Annotated in this window: 18 protein-coding genes; 9 read left to right on the top strand and 9 right to left on the bottom strand. The window is 63.7% G+C overall.

The genetic code is table 11. From position 1 onward, the window contains the following. Positions 1-59: 59 nt before the first annotated feature. From VSX60_RS13625 to VSX60_RS13615, 3 genes are all read left to right on the top strand, one after another. Positions 60-1091, top strand: coding sequence for a DUF2125 domain-containing protein (locus tag VSX60_RS13625; protein WP_327624758.1), 1032 nt, complete (start codon positions 60-62; stop codon positions 1089-1091). 233 nt (positions 1092-1324) lie between these two features. Next, the gene (locus VSX60_RS13620) at positions 1325-2263 is read left to right on the top strand and encodes a FecR family protein (protein ID WP_327624756.1); all 939 of its coding nucleotides are present in this window, start codon (positions 1325-1327) and stop codon (positions 2261-2263) included. A gap of 80 nt (positions 2264-2343) precedes the next feature. After that, positions 2344-5103: an EAL domain-containing protein gene (locus VSX60_RS13615; protein WP_327624755.1), complete on the top strand. Its 2760-nt coding sequence runs from the start codon at positions 2344-2346 to the stop codon at positions 5101-5103. A gap of 94 nt (positions 5104-5197) precedes the next feature. Here VSX60_RS13615 and VSX60_RS13610 read toward each other — a convergent pair whose 3' ends face one another. Beyond that, entirely contained in the window at positions 5198-5542 is a 345-nt protein-coding gene (locus VSX60_RS13610) for a hypothetical protein (protein WP_327624754.1), read from the bottom strand. Here VSX60_RS13610 and VSX60_RS13605 point away from each other — a divergent pair. After that, positions 5529-6263, top strand: a complete 735-nt coding sequence (locus tag VSX60_RS13605; protein ID WP_327624753.1) for a hypothetical protein — start codon at positions 5529-5531, stop codon at positions 6261-6263. The genes VSX60_RS13610 and VSX60_RS13605 overlap by 14 nt on opposite strands. 10 nt (positions 6264-6273) lie before the next feature. Further along, positions 6274-7656 carry a hypothetical protein gene (locus VSX60_RS13600; RefSeq protein ID WP_327624752.1) on the top strand — a complete coding sequence of 461 codons (1383 nt, stop codon included), beginning with the start codon at positions 6274-6276 and terminating at the stop codon, positions 7654-7656. 158 nt (positions 7657-7814) lie between these two features. On the opposite strand, the gene VSX60_RS13595 is transcribed toward VSX60_RS13600, so the two are convergent. The 3 genes from VSX60_RS13595 to pheA all read right to left on the bottom strand — a co-directional run bounded on the left by VSX60_RS13595 (position 7815) and on the right by pheA (position 10728). Beyond that, complete coding sequence (locus VSX60_RS13595; protein WP_327624751.1) at positions 7815-8756, bottom strand: prephenate/arogenate dehydrogenase family protein; 942 nt, start codon at positions 8754-8756, stop codon at positions 7815-7817. After that, positions 8753-9850, bottom strand: a complete 1098-nt coding sequence (hisC, locus tag VSX60_RS13590) for a histidinol-phosphate transaminase (protein WP_327624750.1) — start codon at positions 9848-9850, stop codon at positions 8753-8755. Before hisC ends, VSX60_RS13595 begins: the two co-directional genes overlap by 4 nt. A gap of 80 nt (positions 9851-9930) precedes the next feature. Further along, positions 9931-10728, bottom strand: a complete 798-nt coding sequence (pheA, locus tag VSX60_RS13585; protein WP_327624749.1) for a chorismate mutase — start codon at positions 10726-10728, stop codon at positions 9931-9933. A gap of 200 nt (positions 10729-10928) precedes the next feature. Between pheA and metX the strand changes: the two genes are divergently transcribed. Together metX and metW are read left to right on the top strand one after the other, a co-directional pair. Next, positions 10929-12110: a homoserine O-acetyltransferase MetX gene (gene metX, locus VSX60_RS13580; RefSeq protein ID WP_327624748.1), complete on the top strand. Its 1182-nt coding sequence runs from the start codon at positions 10929-10931 to the stop codon at positions 12108-12110. Positions 12111-12112: 2 nt separating this feature from the next. Further along, entirely contained in the window at positions 12113-12766 is a 654-nt protein-coding gene (gene metW / locus VSX60_RS13575; protein WP_327624747.1) for a methionine biosynthesis protein MetW, read from the top strand. A gap of 166 nt (positions 12767-12932) precedes the next feature. Here the strand turns inward: metW and VSX60_RS13570 are convergent, their stop codons facing one another. The 4 genes from VSX60_RS13570 to VSX60_RS13555 all read right to left on the bottom strand — a co-directional run bounded on the left by VSX60_RS13570 (position 12933) and on the right by VSX60_RS13555 (position 15684). Beyond that, positions 12933-13493: a hypothetical protein gene (locus VSX60_RS13570; RefSeq protein ID WP_327624746.1), complete on the bottom strand. Its 561-nt coding sequence runs from the start codon at positions 13491-13493 to the stop codon at positions 12933-12935. A gap of 905 nt (positions 13494-14398) precedes the next feature. Then, a complete protein-coding gene (locus VSX60_RS13565; RefSeq protein ID WP_327624745.1) occupies positions 14399-14716 on the bottom strand; it encodes a type II toxin-antitoxin system YafQ family toxin in 318 nt (105 codons plus the stop codon). Further along, entirely contained in the window at positions 14694-14975 is a 282-nt protein-coding gene (locus VSX60_RS13560; RefSeq protein WP_327624744.1) for a type II toxin-antitoxin system RelB/DinJ family antitoxin, read from the bottom strand. The genes VSX60_RS13565 and VSX60_RS13560 overlap by 23 nt, the downstream gene beginning before the upstream one ends. A gap of 88 nt (positions 14976-15063) precedes the next feature. Beyond that, positions 15064-15684, bottom strand: a complete 621-nt coding sequence (locus tag VSX60_RS13555) for a class I SAM-dependent methyltransferase (protein WP_327624783.1) — start codon at positions 15682-15684, stop codon at positions 15064-15066. Between the two features lie 447 nt (positions 15685-16131). Here VSX60_RS13555 and gloB point away from each other — a divergent pair, with 447 nt between their 5' ends. Together gloB and VSX60_RS13545 are read left to right on the top strand one after the other, a co-directional pair. Then, a complete protein-coding gene (gloB, locus tag VSX60_RS13550; protein WP_327624743.1) occupies positions 16132-16902 on the top strand; it encodes a hydroxyacylglutathione hydrolase in 771 nt (256 codons plus the stop codon). Next, positions 16902-17354, top strand: coding sequence for a cupin domain-containing protein (locus tag VSX60_RS13545; protein WP_327624742.1), 453 nt, complete (start codon positions 16902-16904; stop codon positions 17352-17354). The genes gloB and VSX60_RS13545 overlap by 1 nt, the downstream gene beginning before the upstream one ends. A 54-nt stretch (positions 17355-17408) precedes the next feature. Here VSX60_RS13545 and csgH read toward each other — a convergent pair whose 3' ends face one another. Beyond that, positions 17409-17786 (bottom strand): curli-like amyloid fiber formation chaperone CsgH, encoded by a 378-nt coding sequence (gene csgH, locus VSX60_RS13540; RefSeq protein WP_327624741.1) that lies wholly within the window; start codon positions 17784-17786, stop codon positions 17409-17411. Between the last annotated feature and the right edge of the window lie 6 nt (positions 17787-17792).

The raw sequence follows: 17792 nt of genomic DNA, 5'->3' as shown, positions 1-17792 counted from the left end.
GCCCTCAAAATGCCCCGTCCGTCAGTTCATCCCGACCGGGGCTCAAAAAGGGTAATGGCATGGCGGCGTCAAGCGACAAGACTTCGAGAGCGAGACAAGCCTATGTCTGGGTCGGCGTGGTGGCGCTGCTTCTCGCCGGCGGACTCAGCGGCGCCTGGTACTACCTCGCCGGTCAGCTCGAGGCGCAGGTCACGCAGGTCATCGCGGACGCCCGCGTGCAAGGCACCGAGATCGGCTGCCCAGGGCGCACCGTTTTTGGCTATCCGTTCCGACTCGGCCTCCGCTGCGACGCAGTCACCATCGAGGCGCCGGGCGACGCGCGCGGACAGGGCTTGCGCGCCACCGCCGGGGCGCTTCGAACCGCCGCCCAGATCTACCGGCCAAATCGCGTCGTGGCGGAACTCGACAGCCCGTTGATCGTCGATGCGCAGCAGACGCCGCCGCTCGACATTCGCTGGCAACTGGCACAGGCGAGCGCCAGCTTCTGGAGCGATGGAATGGACCAGGTCGCGTTGGTCGCCGACCGGCCGGTGGTGGCGCTGGCGCAGCCGGCAGCCGGTCGTCTGCCGCTGTTCGAGGCCGACCGGTTCGAGGCGCATGCGCGCCGCCGCGCCGACGATCTCGACATTGCCGTCTCCAGTGCGGTCGGGCGCGTCCTCGCGCCGGACGCGCCCGCCCTGCCGGTATTCGACGCCAGCGCCGACCTGACGATCACCGGTGCCGCCGACTGGCTCGCCGGTCATATGGATGGGCACACGCTTGGCGAGGCGCTTGCGGGCCGCGCCGGCACGCTCCGCTCGCTGAAGCTCGATCTCGGTGACGCCAGCGCCGAACTGTCGGGCGATTTCATGGTCGCAGCAGACGGGATTCTGTCCGGCGATTTCGAGCTCGCCGTCGCCGACCCGCAGCGGATCGCGGCGCTGGTTGCCGAGGCAGCGCCGCAGCTTCGGTCCGTCGCCCAATCGCTCGCCTCGGCGATTGGCTTCGTCGGCCGTCAGGACAATGGCCGCAACGTCGTCGCGCTCAGCCTGCGCGACGGCAATCTCTCGGCCGGCGTAATTCCGCTGGGTCAGGTGCCGGCGATACGGTGAGGCGAAGCGACCTTCGCGAGGCAGCATCTTCCGTCGCCGCTAATGTCGTATGGCGCCGCCGAATAGCGATTTCGAAAGCGCGGTCGCCCGGCCGTGCAGGGCCGCTTCGCGTTTGATGAGCTGGCGATATATTTAAGCGATTGTTTCACCGTTTGTTTGCTCTGGGGATTCATGCCCCCGTAATGCCTGCCGCTGCATAATGAACCTGATCTTTCTCGCCAGCGGGTGTTCTCATGCGTCATTTTGGTTTTCTGTTTCTGCTTGGTCTTCTCTCTCTGGCTCCTGTCCAGAGTTCGTTCGCTGGCGAATGGGTCGTCGATCGGATTTCGGGACGAGCCTGGGCCCTCGAAGTCGGCAAAGACCCCGTGCGGCTCAGCGTGGATATGGCGGTTCCCGAGGGCGTCACGGTCGAGACGTCGCGGAACGGCCGGGTGCGGCTAGTCGGCGATAACAACGTCATGTCGCTGGCGCCTGGCACCGTCGCGGTCGTGGCGCCCTCCCGCTCCAACCGCAAGACCCGCGTCATCCAGCAAGTGGGCAGCATCAAGTTCGACGTCGAGAAGCGCCGGCGGCCGCATTTCCTCGTCGAAACGCCGTATATAGCGGCTGTCGTCAAGGGCACGACATTCACTGTCGATGTCTCCAAATCCACCACCAGCATCGATGTGTCGAGCGGACTGGTTCAGGTGAGCGATTTGCGCAGCGGTGAAAAGGCGGCGATCGGAGCAGGACAGTCGGCCAGCGTTGCCGCATCCAGCGCGGGATTGGAGACCGCGGGACAGAACGCTCCCGGTGTGCGGCCGGGCAAGCCCGCCCCCTCCGCCGTGGCTCCTCTCGGTCGCGACCTGGCTGATTTCAAGGCCGGCGGACGGACCGGGCCAAAGTCGGACACAAACAAGAGCAACGGCAGGGAAAATGGCGAGGCCAGGGGAAACAGTGCCGAAGCCCGCTCAGGTGCCCGGGGGAATAGTGGCGGCAACGGCAATGGTAACGGTGGCGGCGATGGCGGCGGCAACGGCGGCGGAAACGGCGGTGGAAACGGCGGCGGCAACGGCGGTGGCAATAGTGGCGGTAACGGCGACGGCAATGGTGGCGGTAGTGGCGGCGGCAACAGCGGTGGAAACGGCGGCGGCAACAGCGGTGGAAATGGCGGCGGCAATGGCAAGAAATAAGCTCCGCCACATCGCCCTGGTGGCCTCTTGCAAGGACGCGTATGGCCTGGTTTTCACCCATCGGTAAGCGGAATCCTGCGGTGCTGCGGCGCACGGCGGGGGGGGTCTTCGTCGCCGCGGCGATAGTCTTTGCGAGCCTTTCCGGGTTCTTGCGAACGGTGGACGATCGTCTTGCCGAATTGCGCTTCCAGACACAGTCGATTGCGCCGACCGGCGATGTCGTCCTGGTCGACATCGATGCCCGAAGCCTTGCCGAAATCGGCGTTTGGCCCTGGCCGCGGCGATTACACGGCGATCTCTTGCGGGCAGCGGAGCGGGCCGGCGCGGCCCGCGTCGCGTTCGACATCGATTTCAGCACCGTATCGACGCCGGAACAGGACCGGGCCTTCGCCGCGGCCCTCGCTGAGACCAGAATAGAGACCTTCCTCGCATCCTTCGTCCAGGCCGATACGGCGGCTGGCATGGCGGTGCGCGCTTCGTTTCCGATCGAGCTTTTTTTGCAAAATTCCTGGCCGGCCGGCGTCAACGTCCCTGTGGATGGCGACGGGCAGGTCAGACGGTTTCCTTTCGCTATCGACGCCAACGGGGAAACCCTGACCTCGATGCCCTCCCTGCTGGCTGACCGCGAGGCTGGGACGGGCCTGTTCGGGATCGATTATGCGATTTCCGCCGAGCGACTGCCGCGCGTTTCCTATGTCGATCTTCTGAGGGATCGCGTCGCGCCCGAGTCGCTCGCGGGAAAAACCTTGATCGTCGGCGCCAGTGCGATCGAGCTCCGCGACCTCTTTGACGTTCCCGTCAGCGGCATCGTTTCCGGATCGACGGTCATCGCGCTCGCCACCGAGTCCCTGCTTCAGGAGCGGGCGTTGACGTTCCTCGCCACGCCGTGGTTCGTGCTGGCTGGAATGGCATTCATCGTGTTCGCCTGCGCCGTTCGTCTGTCCTCCCGTTATGCGATCGCCGCCCTTGTCGGTCTTGCCGTCACGGCTGAAATGCTGGCACTCTACCTGCAGAACGGCCATGCGATCGTACTGGAAACCGCTGCCATCCATGTGCTCCTGGCTGCCTGTTCCATCTGGGTGCTTTTCCGGGAATTTGGTCTTCGTCGCGTGCGGCTCTGGATCGCCCGGACCCAGGCAGCCAACAGCCAGAGCGTGCTCGAACGTGTCCTCGACGATGGATTTCACGGCGTCGCGATCCTGAACGAACGTTTGCAAGTCACCCGCATCAATCGTGAGGCACTGGAGCTGCTCGGCCTTGAGAGCGCAGACCGGCTGGACGAGTTGCCTGCGCAGATCGGACAACATGTCGCAGATATCGTCGCGGCGTTCGAGCGCGGCGAGGGAGCCGGCAAGCCGGCGGTGCACGTCCTTCATTTCGCCACGGGTGCAGAGCGGGTGGTGGAGTATTCGATCGTCCCGTTCTGGCTGTCAGGATTTGCCGATCGGCCGGGGGAGACTTCTGGCGATATCGTCTACGCCACACTGACACTGCGCGACATCACCGAACGTCAGAAGGCGCATGACCGCATACGGTTCATGGCGTTGCACGACAGCCTGACGGGGTTGGGCAATCGTCGCGCCCTCGAGCAACTGTTGGAGAACATTTTGAGCGGGCCGACGCCGGACGGCGGGGTGGCTCTGGTGTCCTTCGATCTCGATCGTTTCAAGGCCGTCAATGACGCGCTCGGCCATGCAATTGGCGATGAGGTGCTTAAGGAGACCGCGCGTCGCGCCCAGGAAACACTGGTCGCGGCCTTGCTGATCGCCAGGACCGGCGGTGACGAGTTCACCGCCGTCGTCCCGGCGGCGAGCCTTCAAACCGCACGATTCCTGGCGGCTTCGCTGGTAGAGGCGATCTGCGAACCGTTTTTCCTGTCCGGGCACCGTATCGGCGTCGGTACCAGCGTCGGGATCAGCTGGTGGGATGGCCAGGCGGCGACGGTGACTTCGTTGATGCGCCACGCCGATGTTGCGCTGTATCGCGCCAAGCAATCAATCACCGAGCAGGTCGTTGCCTTCGAGCCCTTTATGGATGGCGACCGGCTGGAGCGGCTGAAGCTCGAGGAGGACTTGACTCAGGCCTTCGAGAACAACGAATTCCGCCTCGTCTACCAGCCGCAATTTTGTCTTTCGTCCGGGAAAATCGTCGGGGCCGAAGCCCTCGTGCGTTGGCAGCACCCGGAGCGCGGCTTCGTCTCGCCGGTTGATTTCATTCCGGTCGCCGAGGAAATGGGCCTGATCCATCGACTGGGCGGCTGGGTGCTCGATACGGCTTGCCGGGAAGCCAAGGGCTGGCCCTTGCCGATCAAGATCGCGGTGAACGTCTCTGCGATCCAGTTCGAAACCGGCGATCTGGTCGCGGCTGTCCGCCAGGCGCTCGATATATCCGGTCTGCCGCCGGAGCGGCTCGAACTGGAAATCACCGAATCCGCCTTCGTCGAGGAGAGCGACGGACTCAAGGCGATCTTCGACGAACTCCTCGCGATCGGGGTCAGCTTGGCGCTGGACGATTTCGGCACCGGTTATTCGTCGCTCGGCTATCTCCACCGCTTTCCGATCTCGAAGATCAAGATCGACCGAAGTTTCGTGATGGATATTCTGACTAGCAACCGCGCAATCGCCGTGGTGCATTCGATCATGGCTCTGGCCGACGGTCTGGGCATCCCGACGATCGCCGAGGGGATCGAAACGCCTGAGCAGGCGGCAATGCTCCGGCTGTCAGGATGCGATGACGGCCAGGGTTATCTGTTCGCCAGACCGATCGACGGCGCGGCTGTCGTGGAGATGATGGCGGGCCCCAGCATCGCAACCCCCACGATGCTCGCGGCGGCGGGCTGATCCCGGCTGCAGCCATTCGTTCGGGTCGGGCTGACCAGGTTGGATACGCCCTGAACGGACGCCGCCGGCGCAAAAACTTTTCCGTAAGGGAATATTAAAAAATCGGAGATTTGTCTTTCAAATTTTGCGTTCGGCAAAACCAATCGACCCGAATCAGCCGGAACTCATGGGGCAATGAAGCAATCCATGCCGAAAATTGGTCGATTTCGTCTTTATATTGAAAAAAAATTAGATTGCGCGTACGCTTACCCTTTGGCAGGAAATCTGCGATGGCTTTACTAGGGGCCTTGGTTGGTCTTCTATACGGCGCATTTTCGGGGTCAATGCTTGTCGCAATCGTATTCCCTGGCGCCGCTGTACCCGGTTTCTTGACGCCATTCCTGTCGCTTGCCGGTGCGGTTGCCGGGCTGCTTTCCGCTCTGCCTGTGTGGCTGGCCACGATTGTCTGGTATCTCCTCAACATCCTTGTTTTCTGGCTCTTGTCCATTCCGGCGCAGTCCTCCACCGGCCTGACCAGCACCACCAGTACACCACCGGCGGCAAACCCGATCCCGCCTACCGGAACCCAGATCTTCTTCCGCGGCTTCGGGCATGGCACGGCAACGATCATCAATTTCGCCATTCTCAGTCCATTCTTGGCGATTCCGCCGGTCCTGATCCTTGCGATCTTGTCGTTCCTGCCAATCCTGTCTCTCGTCACGGCAATCCGGCGAAACGCGTTCTTCCAGGGAGTGATCTCGTGGATGAGCTGGCTGTTGCCCGTACATTGGCTTGGGAATCTGATCGGCTTTCTGATCTTCCTGATTTTCCGTGCGATCACCCTATTCACGGGCACGGCTGCGGGCATCAGGCTTGATCTCACCTCCGGCATCGTCGAGTCGCGCGCGCCCGCTCCGGTGACGGCCTTCAACGTTGCCGTGTTCACCTATGTGGGACCGGCGTTTGCTCCCGGCCCGTTCCTGGGAGCCAACGTGTCATCGCACGAGGTGGGGCATGCCATCAATTCGGCCGCGATGACGCCCTTCTACACCTGGGGCACGGTGATCGAGGAGTTCCGTCTGTTCGGCGCGCCCCACCGCTTCTCCATCGGCCAGCAAACCGCGGAAAGCCGCGGCGCACCACGCCCGGGCGCGTTGTATTCCGCGATGTGGTCACCCTAGGGGCATAGCCATGTGCGAGTTCTTCGACATTCAGGCCAGCGGTGATGCCCTCAATGCTCAGGGCATACCGGGTTCGATCACGGCTTCTGGCCGGGTCACGCTCGACTGCGGCTCAGTCATCGTTCAGGTGTTCGACAATTCGAACAATCTGGTATTCGAAACGACTGTACAGCCCGGTGCGAACATCAGCGATTTCAATGGTACGCCGACGCGCCTGGTGATTGCGTCTTTCGACAATGGGCATGACATCCAGTGCGGCGACCGTGTGACGGTCACGTTGACCTGCGCAAGTGATCCGACCTGCACGCTGACAGCCACGGTGGCTCTCGTCTGCAAGGATGACCCGGTACAGCCATGCCCCGATGCCAACGCGATCAGTATTATCTTGACCAGCAATGGCGTCGTGGTCTCGCCGGGCGTCCCGTGCTTCTCCTCTGGCGCTTACAGCGCCGAGGCAACCGGCGTTCCGGCCGGAAGCCAGATTTTCTGGACGCTGGATCTGGGCGGTACGGCCTCGTCGCTCCCCGCGACCAATCCGACGACATTCAGTTTGCCCGCGGGAACCGCCCCGGCGAGCCTCTCAGTCGTGGTGATCACCCCGAATTGCCCGCCGATCGCACGCTCGATCGGGTTGCCGGATCGCGAAGAAGGCAATTGTTCAACGCAGGCGGTGTTCGAGGTTCGAAAGGACGGGCAGTTGGTCACTGCCACAACCGGGCTGGCAAGCGGAACCTATCAGGTGACGGTGACATCCCCGGTCGCGTCCGGAAACATCTATAATTTTCAGGACGCAAACGGGTCGTTTCAGGTCGGTTCGGGGGTCACCGCGAATTACACGCTCATGGGCAATGGCGCCTCGCTGACCATCCTCGTGACGGTGGATGTCAACGGATGCTGCCCGGCGGTCTCGGGCACGGTGACATTGTCGAGCGCAGATGACGCCGAAGACCCTCCGGTCGAGGAGCCGCCGGTCGAGAATCCGCCGAACGATGATGACGACGACGATTGGGTATGGCCAAGCCTCTGCGGCTGGTTGTACCTGCTGTTGATGCTCGCGGTCCTCGCCTTCATCGGCCTGTGGATCGCGTCGTTCACGTTGTTCCCGGCGTCGACGGCGCTATGGGTGGCGCTCGGCATAGCGCTTGTCGCTGTTGTTGCGGCTTTAGCGGTTTACACTTGGGTCTGCAATGTCAGCTGGTGCCGGCGCATGCGCATTCTCGGATGGATGTTCGGTTGGTGCGCGCTTGGATGTGTCATTGCGTGGGCGGTCAGCTGGTTCACCTTGTGGTTCCTGCTGATCGGTGCGCTGATTGCCGGGGTCATAGCGTTGATCATTGGGTTGATGATGGCACGGCGAAATTGCGATTTTCTGGATCTCTTCGCCTGGCCGTAGGATCTTTCAATGCTTCCGTGATCCTGGGGGTGCAGAGCCCGAGCCGAAGATGCGACGAAGCCAGGTCGGCGCGCCATCCGCGGCCCTCATGCCGAGAGCATCCAGCCGAGTCGCCGCAACCACCAAGCCGTCGTCGAGCGGCAACTGAAAGAATGCGTCTACTCCGTCGTCCCCGTCTCGTGCTTGCCGTGCTCGCGGCCGAAATCCACCTCGGCGGTGTCCTGGCCGGCCTCGATGATGCCGCGGCGAATGTCGCGGGTGCGGGTGAACAGCTCGAACAGCGTGTCGCCGTCGCCCCAGCGGATCGCCCGTTGCAGCGAGGCCAGATCCTCCGAAAACCGCGCCAGCATTTCCAGCACGGCCTCGCGGTTGGTCAGGAACACGTCCCGCCACATGGTCGGGTCGGACGCGGCGATGCGGGTGAAATCGCGAAAGCCGGAGGCCGAGAATTTTACCACTTCCTGCTGGGTCACCGTCTCCAGATCGGCGGCCGTGCCGACGATGTTGTAGGCGATCAGATGCGGCACATGGCTGACGATGGCGAGCACCAGATCGTGGTGGTCCGGCGTCATGATTTCGACGGTCGAGCCGCAGCCTTCCCAGAAGCGCTTGAGCCGGTCGATCGCCTCGGCGTCGGTGCCGTCGGGCGGCGTCAGGATGCACCAGCGGTTCTCGAACAGTTCGCGGAAGCCCGCGTCGGGACCGGACTGCTCGGTGCCGGCGATCGGATGCGCCGGCACGAAATGCACGGTCTCCGGCAAATGCGGGCGCATCTGCTGGACCACCGCGCCCTTGACCGAGCCGACGTCGGAGACGATCGCGCCGGGCTTGAGCGCCCCGGCGATCTCCTTGGTCACCGCGCCGCAGGAGCCGACCGGAACGCACAAGATGACGAGGTCGGCGCCGCGCACCGCCTCGGCGGCGTCGAGATGGTAGCTGTCGCCGAGCTTCAGTTCTTCGGCCCGTTCCAGCGTCTCGGCGCGCCGCGTGGTGATCACGATATGCCGGGCAAGGCCGTGGGCGCGGATGTTGTGGGCGATCGAGGAGCCGATCAGGCCGATGCCGATCAGCGCGACGCGCTCAAATAGCGGCTCGCTCATGCTGTCCCCTTGCCGAGAAACTCGCCGAGCGCCGCGACGACGCCGCGATTGGCTTCCTCGGTTCCGATGGTCATGCGCAGGGCATTCGGAAAGCCATATCCGCCGACCCGACGCAGGATGAAGCCGCGCGCGCTCAAGAAATGGTCGGCCTCCGCCGCCGTGCGGCCGGGTGTGTCGGGAAAGTGGACCAGGGCGAAATTGCCGACGCTCGGCGTCACGGTCAGGTCGAGTTTTTCGAGCGCGTCGGTCGTCCATTCCAGCCAGCGGGCGTTGTGGTCGGCGGCTTTTTCGATGAAGCCGCGGTCGCGAACCGCCGCAGCGCCGGCGGCGATGGCCGCGGCGTTCAAATTGAACGGCCCGCGCACCCGGTCGAGCGCGTCGACGATCGCTTCCGGCCCGTACAGCCAGCCGATCCGCAAACCGGCGAGGCCGTAGATCTTGGAGAAGGTGCGGGTCATCACGACGTTCTCGGAGGACGAGACCAGCTCGACGCCGGCGCCGTAATCGTTGCGCCGGACATATTCGGCATAGGCCGCGTCGAGGACGAGGACGACATTGCCCGGCAAGCCGGCATGCAGGCGCCGGACGTCCTCGAAGGGCAGGTAGGTGCCAGTCGGGTTGTTCGGGTTGGCGAGAAAAACCAGCCTGGTGCGCTCGGTCACTCGCGCAAGGATCGCGTCGACGTCTGCGGTGGCGTTGGTCTCCGGCGCGACGACGGGCGTCGCCCCGCGCGCCAGGATCTGGATGCGGTAGACCAGGAAGCCGTGCTCGGTGTGGATCGCCTCGTCGCCCGGCGCGAGATAGCACTGGCACAAAAGCCCGAGCAGTTCGTCCGAGCCGTTGCCGCAGAGGATGTTTTGCGGGTTGAGGCCATGCACCTCGGCAATCGCCCGCTTCAGCTCGCTGGCCTGTCCGTCGGGGTAGAGTTCGGGATGCGCGAAGGCCGCCAGCGCCGCCTCACGCGCTGCCGGCGAGGCGCCCAGCGGTGTCTCGTTGGAGGAGAGCTTGTGGAGCGTCACGCCGGCCGGCGCTTTGCTCTTGCCCGGCACATAGGCCTCGATGTCGAGGACGCCCTTATTCGGAACGGGTCTCATCGTCCGTGTACTTTCGCTGGTGATTGCAGGCGCTGGTGAGTGCGGGTCGATCGCGACGCCGTCGCGCCACGACAGGCGCATCAGGATAGGGACCGGCACGGGGCCGCATAGCCCCCGATCGGCCGGATGTCGAGGCCGGGACCGAGCGCAGCGGCCACTGAAGTCGCGTCTTTTTCGGTCGCGACGAGGACGCTGAAGCGGTCGGTTCCGTAGGGCGCCTCAGCGATGATCGTCAGGTCGTCCGGAACTTCCGGCATCGTCGTCAGCCCATCGACGGAAAAACAGGCGATCTCCGGCGACACCGGATCGGCCAAGGGCGGGGCGATGACCAGCGCGGGCGTCGCCGCTGGCCGGCCCGGTTCATCGAAGAAGGGCAGCCGCGCGACGATCTGCGCCGAGCCGAGCCCCTGCCACCACGGATGGCCGGTCGCGCCGATCGGAAGGATGCCGAGCTTGTCGCCGCCGGCTTCGATGCAAGCGACCACCGCCTGGCTCGACGCGGCGATCGACAGAGGAACCGAAAAGCCGAAATAGAACCGCGCCGTCTCGGCGCTGGCGACGCGGTCGCCGTCACCGGCGATGACGACCTCGAACGGGGCCTGCAGGGCGGTGAAGGTGGAGATGATCTCGCGCCACAGATGCTCCATCGCGGTCAGCGGCAGATGCCCCTCGTGGCGCTTGGCCAGCCGGCGCATCATGTCGGCCTCCCGACCGGGCCGGAAGGCGGCGCCGTTCTTCGCCGTGCCCTTCACCTCGATCAATTCGTCGATGACGCTGGCGCGCTGCATCAGCAGTCGATGCACGGATTCGTCGATGGCGTCGATCTTCGCTCTCAGTTCCGCGAGCCGCGATGGGTCGGCGGTGACGGTTCCGCTCATGCGTTCGAACTCCCTGTGGTCTTGCGCAGTGCTTCTACCGGCCCTTCGTTCGCTTGGCAAAGCGTCGCGTTTCGCGTCCCCGTCGGCGCGACGATTGCCGCAGCGGGCGCGAATGCGTATCTGTGCCTTTAACCCGAACACCGCCGGTCGCCACGACACCAAGCCGTGCCGGCCGGTGCGCATCATCAAGCGGGATAGACATGAGCGTCGAAGCCTCGACCGAAGACCTGGAATACGCGGCCGGCAGCCGCGAGGCGAACCATCCGTCGAGCCCCGTCGCCCATTTCGGCGCGGACGAGCCGCTGCGTCTGGATGCCGGCCGGGAACTGGCGCCGTTCCAGATCGCCTACAACACCTATGGCACGCTCAACGCCGACAAGACGAACGCCATCCTCGTCTGTCACGCGCTGACCGGCGACCACTATGTCGCCAGCCAGTCGCCGGTGACCGGCAAGCCGGGCTGGTGGACCTCGATCATCGGCGCGGGCAAGCCGATCGACACGTCGAAATATTTCGTCATCTGCTCGAACGTCATCGGCGGCTGCATGGGCTCGACCGGCCCGGCCTCGATCGATCCGGCGACGGGTGAGCCCTACGGCCTCGACCTGCCGGTGATCACCATCCCCGACATGGTGCGGGCGCAGGCGATGCTGGTCGAGCGGCTTGGCATCGACACGCTGTTCGCCGTCATCGGCGGCTCGATGGGCGGCATGCAGGTGCTGCAATGGACGGTCAGCTATCCGGAGAAGGTCTTCGCCGCCCTGCCGATCGCCACCGGCGCGCGCCACTCGTCCCAGAACATCGCCTTTCACGAGGTCGGACGGCAGGCGGTGATGGCCGATCCCGACTGGCATGGCGGACGCTACTACGCCGTCGGCAAGCGGCCGCACAAGGGGCTCGCCGTCGCGCGGATGGCGGCGCATGTGACCTATCTGTCGGAGACGGCGCTGCACCGCAAATTCGGACGCAATCTGCAGGACCGCGAGTCGTTCGGCTTCGGCTTCGACGCCGATTTCCAGATCGAGAGCTATCTCAGGCATCAGGGTATGACCTTCGTCGACCGCTTCGACGCCAATTCCTATCTCTACATGACCCGTTCGATGGACTATTTCGACATCGCGGCCGATTACGGCGGCAGCCTCGCCGAGGCGTTCCGCGACGCGACGACGCGCTTTTGCCTGGTCTCGTTCTCGTCGGACTGGCTGTTTCCGACCGAGGAGAACCGCGCCGTGGTCCACGCGCTGAACGCCGCCGCCGCGTCGGTGTCCTTCGTCGAGATCGAGACCGACCGGGGGCACGACGCCTTCCTGCTCGACGAGCCGGAATTCTTCGCGGCGATCGACGGGTTCGTCTCGTCGGCGGCGCGGGCAAGAGGGCTTTGACGATGGCGGTTCTGGACACCCCCGTCGCCACCAGCGAGACCGTCACGGCCAACGCGTCGACCCGTATCGATCTGGAGCTGATCGCCGGCCTCGTCACGCCGGGAAGCCGGGTGCTCGACGTCGGCTGCGGCGACGGCGCGCTTCTGTCGCTGCTCGAAGCGCGTCGCCAGGTCGACGGGCGCGGCGTCGAGCTGAGCCAGGCGGGCGTCAATGAATGCGTGGCACGCGGCCTGTCGGTCATTCAGGGCGATGCCGACCGCGACCTCATCCATTATCCGGACGCCGCCTTCGATTTCGTCATCCTGTCGCAGACCATCCAGGCGACCCGCAATCCGAAGACCGTTCTCACCGAACTCTTGAGGATCGGCGAGCGGGCGATCGTGTCGTTCCCGAATTTCGGCCATTGGTCGATCCGGCTGTCGCTCGGCCTGCGCGGCCGGATGCCGGTGACGCGTAACCTGACGCATTCCTGGTACGACACGCCCAACATCCATTTCTGCACGATCCGGGACTTCGTCGCGCTCGCCGACGAGATCGGCGCCGAGGTCGAGCTGGCGATGGCGATAAACGCTACCGGCCAGAAGATGGGGATGAAGATGCCCTGGGCGTTCTGGAACCTGTTCGGCCAGCAGGCGGTGTTCGTGCTGAGGCGGTGAGGGGGCTGTCGAAGTATTGAAACTGAGCTGTGCGGTTTTGTTATTGAGGGCTGATTTGGGTGCGGTGCCGATTTGACTCAAAACAGGTGAAAGCAAGGTAACCGGATGCCCCAGCTTTCTGCCGCGTCGATGACTTCCATCGGACAGGGTACTCTTTCGGCTTGGCTTAGACCACCGGTTCTTCTTCCGCCTGGTCCGGCACTTCAAGATCGAGTGCGCCGATATCGTGATAACGCTCTAGGAATGCGTGATAGTGCTTCTCTGAAAAGCCGTCGGTGCTGGCGTCTGCATGATCTCGGATCACCAAATACGGGTTCCAGATTTGCACATAGTGGATGTCTCCTGCCGAACCTGACTTGATGGAAATGAATCCAAGCGCCTCCAGTTTTCGAATGCGTTGTTTCCATGTTGATACACCGCGCTCACCCGAGAAACCGGACGCGAACGCTATCTCAGAATGCTTGTTTGCGATCACAAAACATTGCTCATCTGAGCGACACCATAGCTCAAGATATGTCGATGTCACGGGGGTTCCCTTTCCCGCCAGTAAGTCGACAATGGCACCAATTATGGGCATCGTTCTAGGAATGGACGAGTAGCCCTTCGTCTTTGCAGTGTCCTTAATGTCCCACACTCGGTTCTGATCGAGGTCCGGAAAAATACTGGCACGAATGGACGATCTCTTGTCCTTACTCCTTTGGAGCGCCGCTCTACGCTTCGCGTTCATTTTTGTCTCCCTCTGCTGTAAGGTAGGTGCGGCGGGTTTGGACCCCGCCGCGTTGTGGTGACGCGAACTAAGCGGATGAGGTTTGGACGCCCATCGTTGACTCGCAAGAGGAATATAGCGGAAAATGTAATAATTTCAAATACTTAGTTGTTTACAATTAGAGTTCATTACAGCGTATATGCAGGATTCAAGCATATTGTCGTGCACATATGTTGTAAACTCGCGTGTCACTCGACATCGCGCATTTTTTATCTCCTTTATTTTTTAATGGGTTAGCGGAGAATAGTAGTGATCGCGGGTGATCATGTGATCCGAATGTGCTCATCGGTGCTCATCGGTGCTCCCGTGGGTTGAGGGAGGCAGGAGTAGCCTGCCTTTCGAAGTTTCTTGCCCCCGGCTTGCGAGCAGACATCCGCTGGCCAGCAGCAAATGGCGAGGAGCGCTCTAACCGATCATGGCAGCCTCGCGGACTTTAGCGCCATTGCGTTTTATTGCTTTCCTGCGAAATATTTTGCGTTCTCAGGGATAGGAGTCCCTACCGGCGGTAGTGGGGTTACGCTGCAAGCCCGCGAGCGTCTTCCGTTTGGAAGGGGTAAGCAGGTGAGGTGAGAATTCTGAGCAGACGGTGACAGTCCGGATGGACAGAATATTGGACCGGTCCGAGCATGCGGTGTCCGGGCGTGATGAAAACGGCCGACCGGAAGTTGTCGGCTTAGGGCTCAAGTCGGAAGCTGTCGGGCCGAAAGAACAGTCTGCAAACCGTTCGAACCAGCCAGTGTCATTGCGTGCACGAAGGGGGCGATTTCGGCCGCTTGAATCAGAATGGCCACCTCCGCGGTATCTCCGCTTGCCGAGGCGGCCCTTTGGTCCTCTCACCATCGCTTCGATGAGCGGAGCTTGCCGCGTTACTCGTCGAACAGCTCCGTATGCGTGCCGGAGCGGACGAAAACGATGAGGCCGCTTTGGTCGAGCTTGTAGACGAGCAGGAAATCGCCGCCGATATGGCATTCGCGATGTCCTTCCCACCCGCCTTTCAGCGGGTGATCACGCCATTCCGGTCCGAGCGGTCCGTCATTGGCGATCAACTGCAGCATCGCTTCCTTGAGCCGGCCCATGTCGTAACGGCCGGAGCGCGACAAGCGCTCCCAGTCCTTGAGGAAGGAGCGGGTATAGTCGGACGCGCGCGGCGGCCTTGCCCGCTTACTTGCCGCCGTTCGTTTCAAGGTCGGCCATCAGCGCGTCAGCGGTGGCAAAGCGTGCCCGGCGCGTTTCCACGATCGCGTCGGCCTCGGCCATCGCGGCACGGGTCTCATCATTCGGAACCTTCAGTTCCAGGGGAAACGCCTGGTCGGCCACCACGCGACGCAGGAAAATGCGGACACCCTCAGAGACCGAAAGGCCCATGGCGCCAAGGGCAGCGGTCGCCTTCTCCTTGGTTTCGTCGTCCACGCGGACGTGCAGCATCGAACTCTGTCCAGCCATCCTATCGTCTCCTATCCCAGCAAGATGTATCTCAACTGAGATACAGTCAAGATGCCGTGGGTAGTCCTTGGGCATCCGGCCGATGCCATCACGCCTCCCTCCGTGCGCCGGCGCCCGCCCCCGCTCCGGCCGGGACCAGCACGGGCTTGACCACACGGCGGCGCTCGCGGGCCGTCGAGGTCACCGGAACGCCCCGGTAGAGCTGCTTGGTCGCCTCGATGACGACGACGCCCGCGAAGAGCGGCCACAGGTCGCGGCCGAGGCGTTCGAGCGGCGCGGCGAAGCCAAGCAGCGAGCGACGCCGGAACGGCGGAAACAAGAGCGCCTCGGCCCAGGCGGACGGCGTGAACATCGCGCCGCGCAGGAGCCGCGTGAGCTGACCCCGCGACCACGGCCGGCCCGAACCGAACGGCGTGTGCTCGAAGCGCGCCCAGACGCCGCGCCGGTGCGGCGCGACAATGACGATGCGCCCGCCCGGCGCCAGCACCCGCCAGACCTCGCTCAGCATGGCTTCCGGGCTTTCGGCGAATTCCAGCGCATGGATGATGAGGACGCGGTCGACCGAGGCGTCGCCGAGCGGCAGATCCTCGACGCCAACCAGAGCCGACAGCGACGCGGCGCCCATCGGCCAGTTCTGCGCGCCCTGCGCGGCCGGCATGAAGGCGAAGGCCCGCTCGGCATCGGCGGCGAAGCGGTCGATATAGGGCACGGCATAGCCGAGCCCGACCAGCCGCTCGTCCGAGATCGGCCGCCACAACGGCGTCAAAGCCAGCGATACGGCGCGCGCGGCCGCAAGACCCAGGGGCGAGGCGTAGAAGTCGCGAAGGTCGACGATGTCGGCATTGGTGGTCAGTGTGGACGGCTCCCTGTTCGCCGCTTAGAGCGCCGTGCGCCCGTTCGGACGCACAAAGGACGCTCTAACATTTAGATTGCGCATCGGAATGATCCAAAAACCGGATTCCACTTTTTGGTCCGCTGCTCCAGCTGCGACGGATCGGACAGCCACTATAGGACGCTCGGAAGCTGGGTCGAAACTCTCTTTCGGGGGAACGGCCTCAGTTCGTTCGCGAGGCGGCGGGGCTGCGCCCGGCGGCTGACATGGCGCCGCAGCGCCCTAACTCGACAATGCACCGCATTCAATGAAGGGAAGACCTCCATGGCCGAGATCGAAATTCGTCAATTCGTTTGCCGCGGCGACAATTTCGGCGTGCTCGTCCACGCCAAGGACAGCGGCACGACGATCGCCATCGACGCGCCGGAGGAGGCGCCGATCCTCGCCGAACTCACGAAGGCCGGCTGGAATCTCACCCATATCCTGACGACGCATCACCACGGCGACCATGTCGCGGCGAACGAGGCGTTGAAGGCGCGGTTCGGGGTCGAGATCATCGGCCCGGAAAAGGAGCGGGCGAAGATCCCCGGCATCGACCGGTCGGTCTCCGGCGGCGATACGTTCGAACTGGGCGGGATTCGCGTCGAGGCGATCGATACGCCGGGGCATACGCTCGGCGAAATCTCCTATTATCTGCCAGACGCCAAGGCCGTCTTCGCCGCCGATGCGCTGTTCTCGCTCGGCTGCGGCCGGCTGTTCGAGGGCGATGCGGCGATGATGTGGGAGTCGCTGAAGCGCCTCAGGGCGCTGCCCGACGAGACGATGCTGTATTGCGGCCACGAATACACCGCCACCAACGCCAAATGCGCCATGGACGTCGATCCGGACAATTCCGCCTTGCAAGAGCGGGCGCGGGAGGTCGCGGCGCTGCGGGCCGACGGCAAGCCGACGCTGCCGGTCTCGCTCGGGCGCGAGAAAAAGACCAATCCGTTTCTGCGCGCCGACGACCCGGCGCTGATGCAAGCGATGGGCATGGCGGATGCCGAGCCCGCCGACGTGTTCGCCGCCATCCGCAAGAAGAGGGATCAATACTGATGAGTTCGGCCGCCCTGAAAATCGTCAAAACGCTCGACCTGAAACCGCATCCCGAAGGCGGCTGGTATCGCGAAACCTTTCGCGACGAACCGGCGAAGGGCAAGGGTCGGGCCCGCTCGACGGCGATCTACTATCTGCTGGAGGAAGGCGAGACGTCGCAATGGCATCGGGTCAAGGACGCCGTCGAGGTCTGGCACTGGTATGGCGGCGCGCCGCTGGTGATTACGGTGTCGGAAGACGGCCACGCGGCGTCGTCCCATCGCCTCGGCCCGGATGTCGGCGAACATGAATCGCCGCAATTCGTCGTGCCCGCCGGCTGGTGGCAGACCGCGACGAGCCTTGGCGAATACACGCTGGTCGGCTGCACGGTCGCGCCGGGCTTTACGTTCAAATCGTTCGAGATGGCGCCGAAGGACTGGCGGCCGACGCCGCGCGAGACCGCCAAGGACTGATCGCCGGCTCCGGGCCGAACCAACTCGGAGCCGACCTATCACCGCAGGTTGGTATCAGTCGTGACGGCAAAGCAGCTTGCCGTCGAAGGATGTCAGCGTGAGATCGGCATCATAGGTCAACCGGTCCGAGCCGCCGAGGCCGACCACGCCCAAGACCGTGGTTTCATCTGCTTTCAGCTGGAAATCGCCGCTTTGCGCGGAGCTCGAAATGCCGCCTCCACCGCGTTTTTGCACCTCGAACAGATAGGTTCCCGCGATCGCCTTGTGGCTTTCGGCGATGGCATTGAGGGTAACGCCGCCGCTGGCCTCGATCTTTTCGATCCTGCATGAGATGGCGGCATCGGCGCTTCTCTCGGTCTGCGCCGAGGCGGTGAAGCCGGCGACGAGAGCGAGGGCGGCGGTCAGGATTGCGGTCTTCAATGGCAGGGACATTTTGGT

This window comes from Aurantimonas sp. A3-2-R12, assembly GCF_036016755.1.
GTDB classification, from domain to species: Bacteria; Pseudomonadota; Alphaproteobacteria; order Rhizobiales; family Rhizobiaceae; genus Aurantimonas; species Aurantimonas coralicida_A.
The sequence above is the reverse complement of the archived record's forward strand: the minus strand, read 5'-3'. Positions and strand labels throughout refer to the sequence as shown.

Bases quoted from the DNA above. Each gene is read 5' to 3' on its own strand.
- VSX60_RS13600 (WP_327624752.1), top strand. From the start codon at position 6,274: ATGTGCGAGTTCTTCGACATTCAGGCCAGCGGTGATGCCCTCAATGCT.
- metX (WP_327624748.1), top strand. From the start codon at position 10,929: ATGAGCGTCGAAGCCTCGACCGAAGACCTGGAATACGCGGCCGGCAGC.
- VSX60_RS13560 (WP_327624744.1), bottom strand. From the start codon at position 14,975: ATGGCTGGACAGAGTTCGATGCTGCACGTCCGCGTGGACGACGAAACC.
- pheA (WP_327624749.1), bottom strand. From the start codon at position 10,728: ATGAGCGGAACCGTCACCGCCGACCCATCGCGGCTCGCGGAACTGAGA.
- metW (WP_327624747.1), top strand. From the start codon at position 12,113: ATGGCGGTTCTGGACACCCCCGTCGCCACCAGCGAGACCGTCACGGCC.
- csgH (WP_327624741.1), bottom strand. From the start codon at position 17,786: ATGTCCCTGCCATTGAAGACCGCAATCCTGACCGCCGCCCTCGCTCTC.
- VSX60_RS13620 (WP_327624756.1), top strand. From the start codon at position 1,325: ATGCGTCATTTTGGTTTTCTGTTTCTGCTTGGTCTTCTCTCTCTGGCT.
- VSX60_RS13545 (WP_327624742.1), top strand. From the start codon at position 16,902: ATGAGTTCGGCCGCCCTGAAAATCGTCAAAACGCTCGACCTGAAACCG.
- gloB (WP_327624743.1), top strand. From the start codon at position 16,132: ATGGCCGAGATCGAAATTCGTCAATTCGTTTGCCGCGGCGACAATTTC.
- VSX60_RS13570 (WP_327624746.1), bottom strand. From the start codon at position 13,493: ATGAACGCGAAGCGTAGAGCGGCGCTCCAAAGGAGTAAGGACAAGAGA.
- VSX60_RS13595 (WP_327624751.1), bottom strand. From the start codon at position 8,756: ATGAGCGAGCCGCTATTTGAGCGCGTCGCGCTGATCGGCATCGGCCTG.
- VSX60_RS13625 (WP_327624758.1), top strand. From the start codon at position 60: ATGGCGGCGTCAAGCGACAAGACTTCGAGAGCGAGACAAGCCTATGTC.
- hisC (WP_327624750.1), bottom strand. From the start codon at position 9,850: ATGAGACCCGTTCCGAATAAGGGCGTCCTCGACATCGAGGCCTATGTG.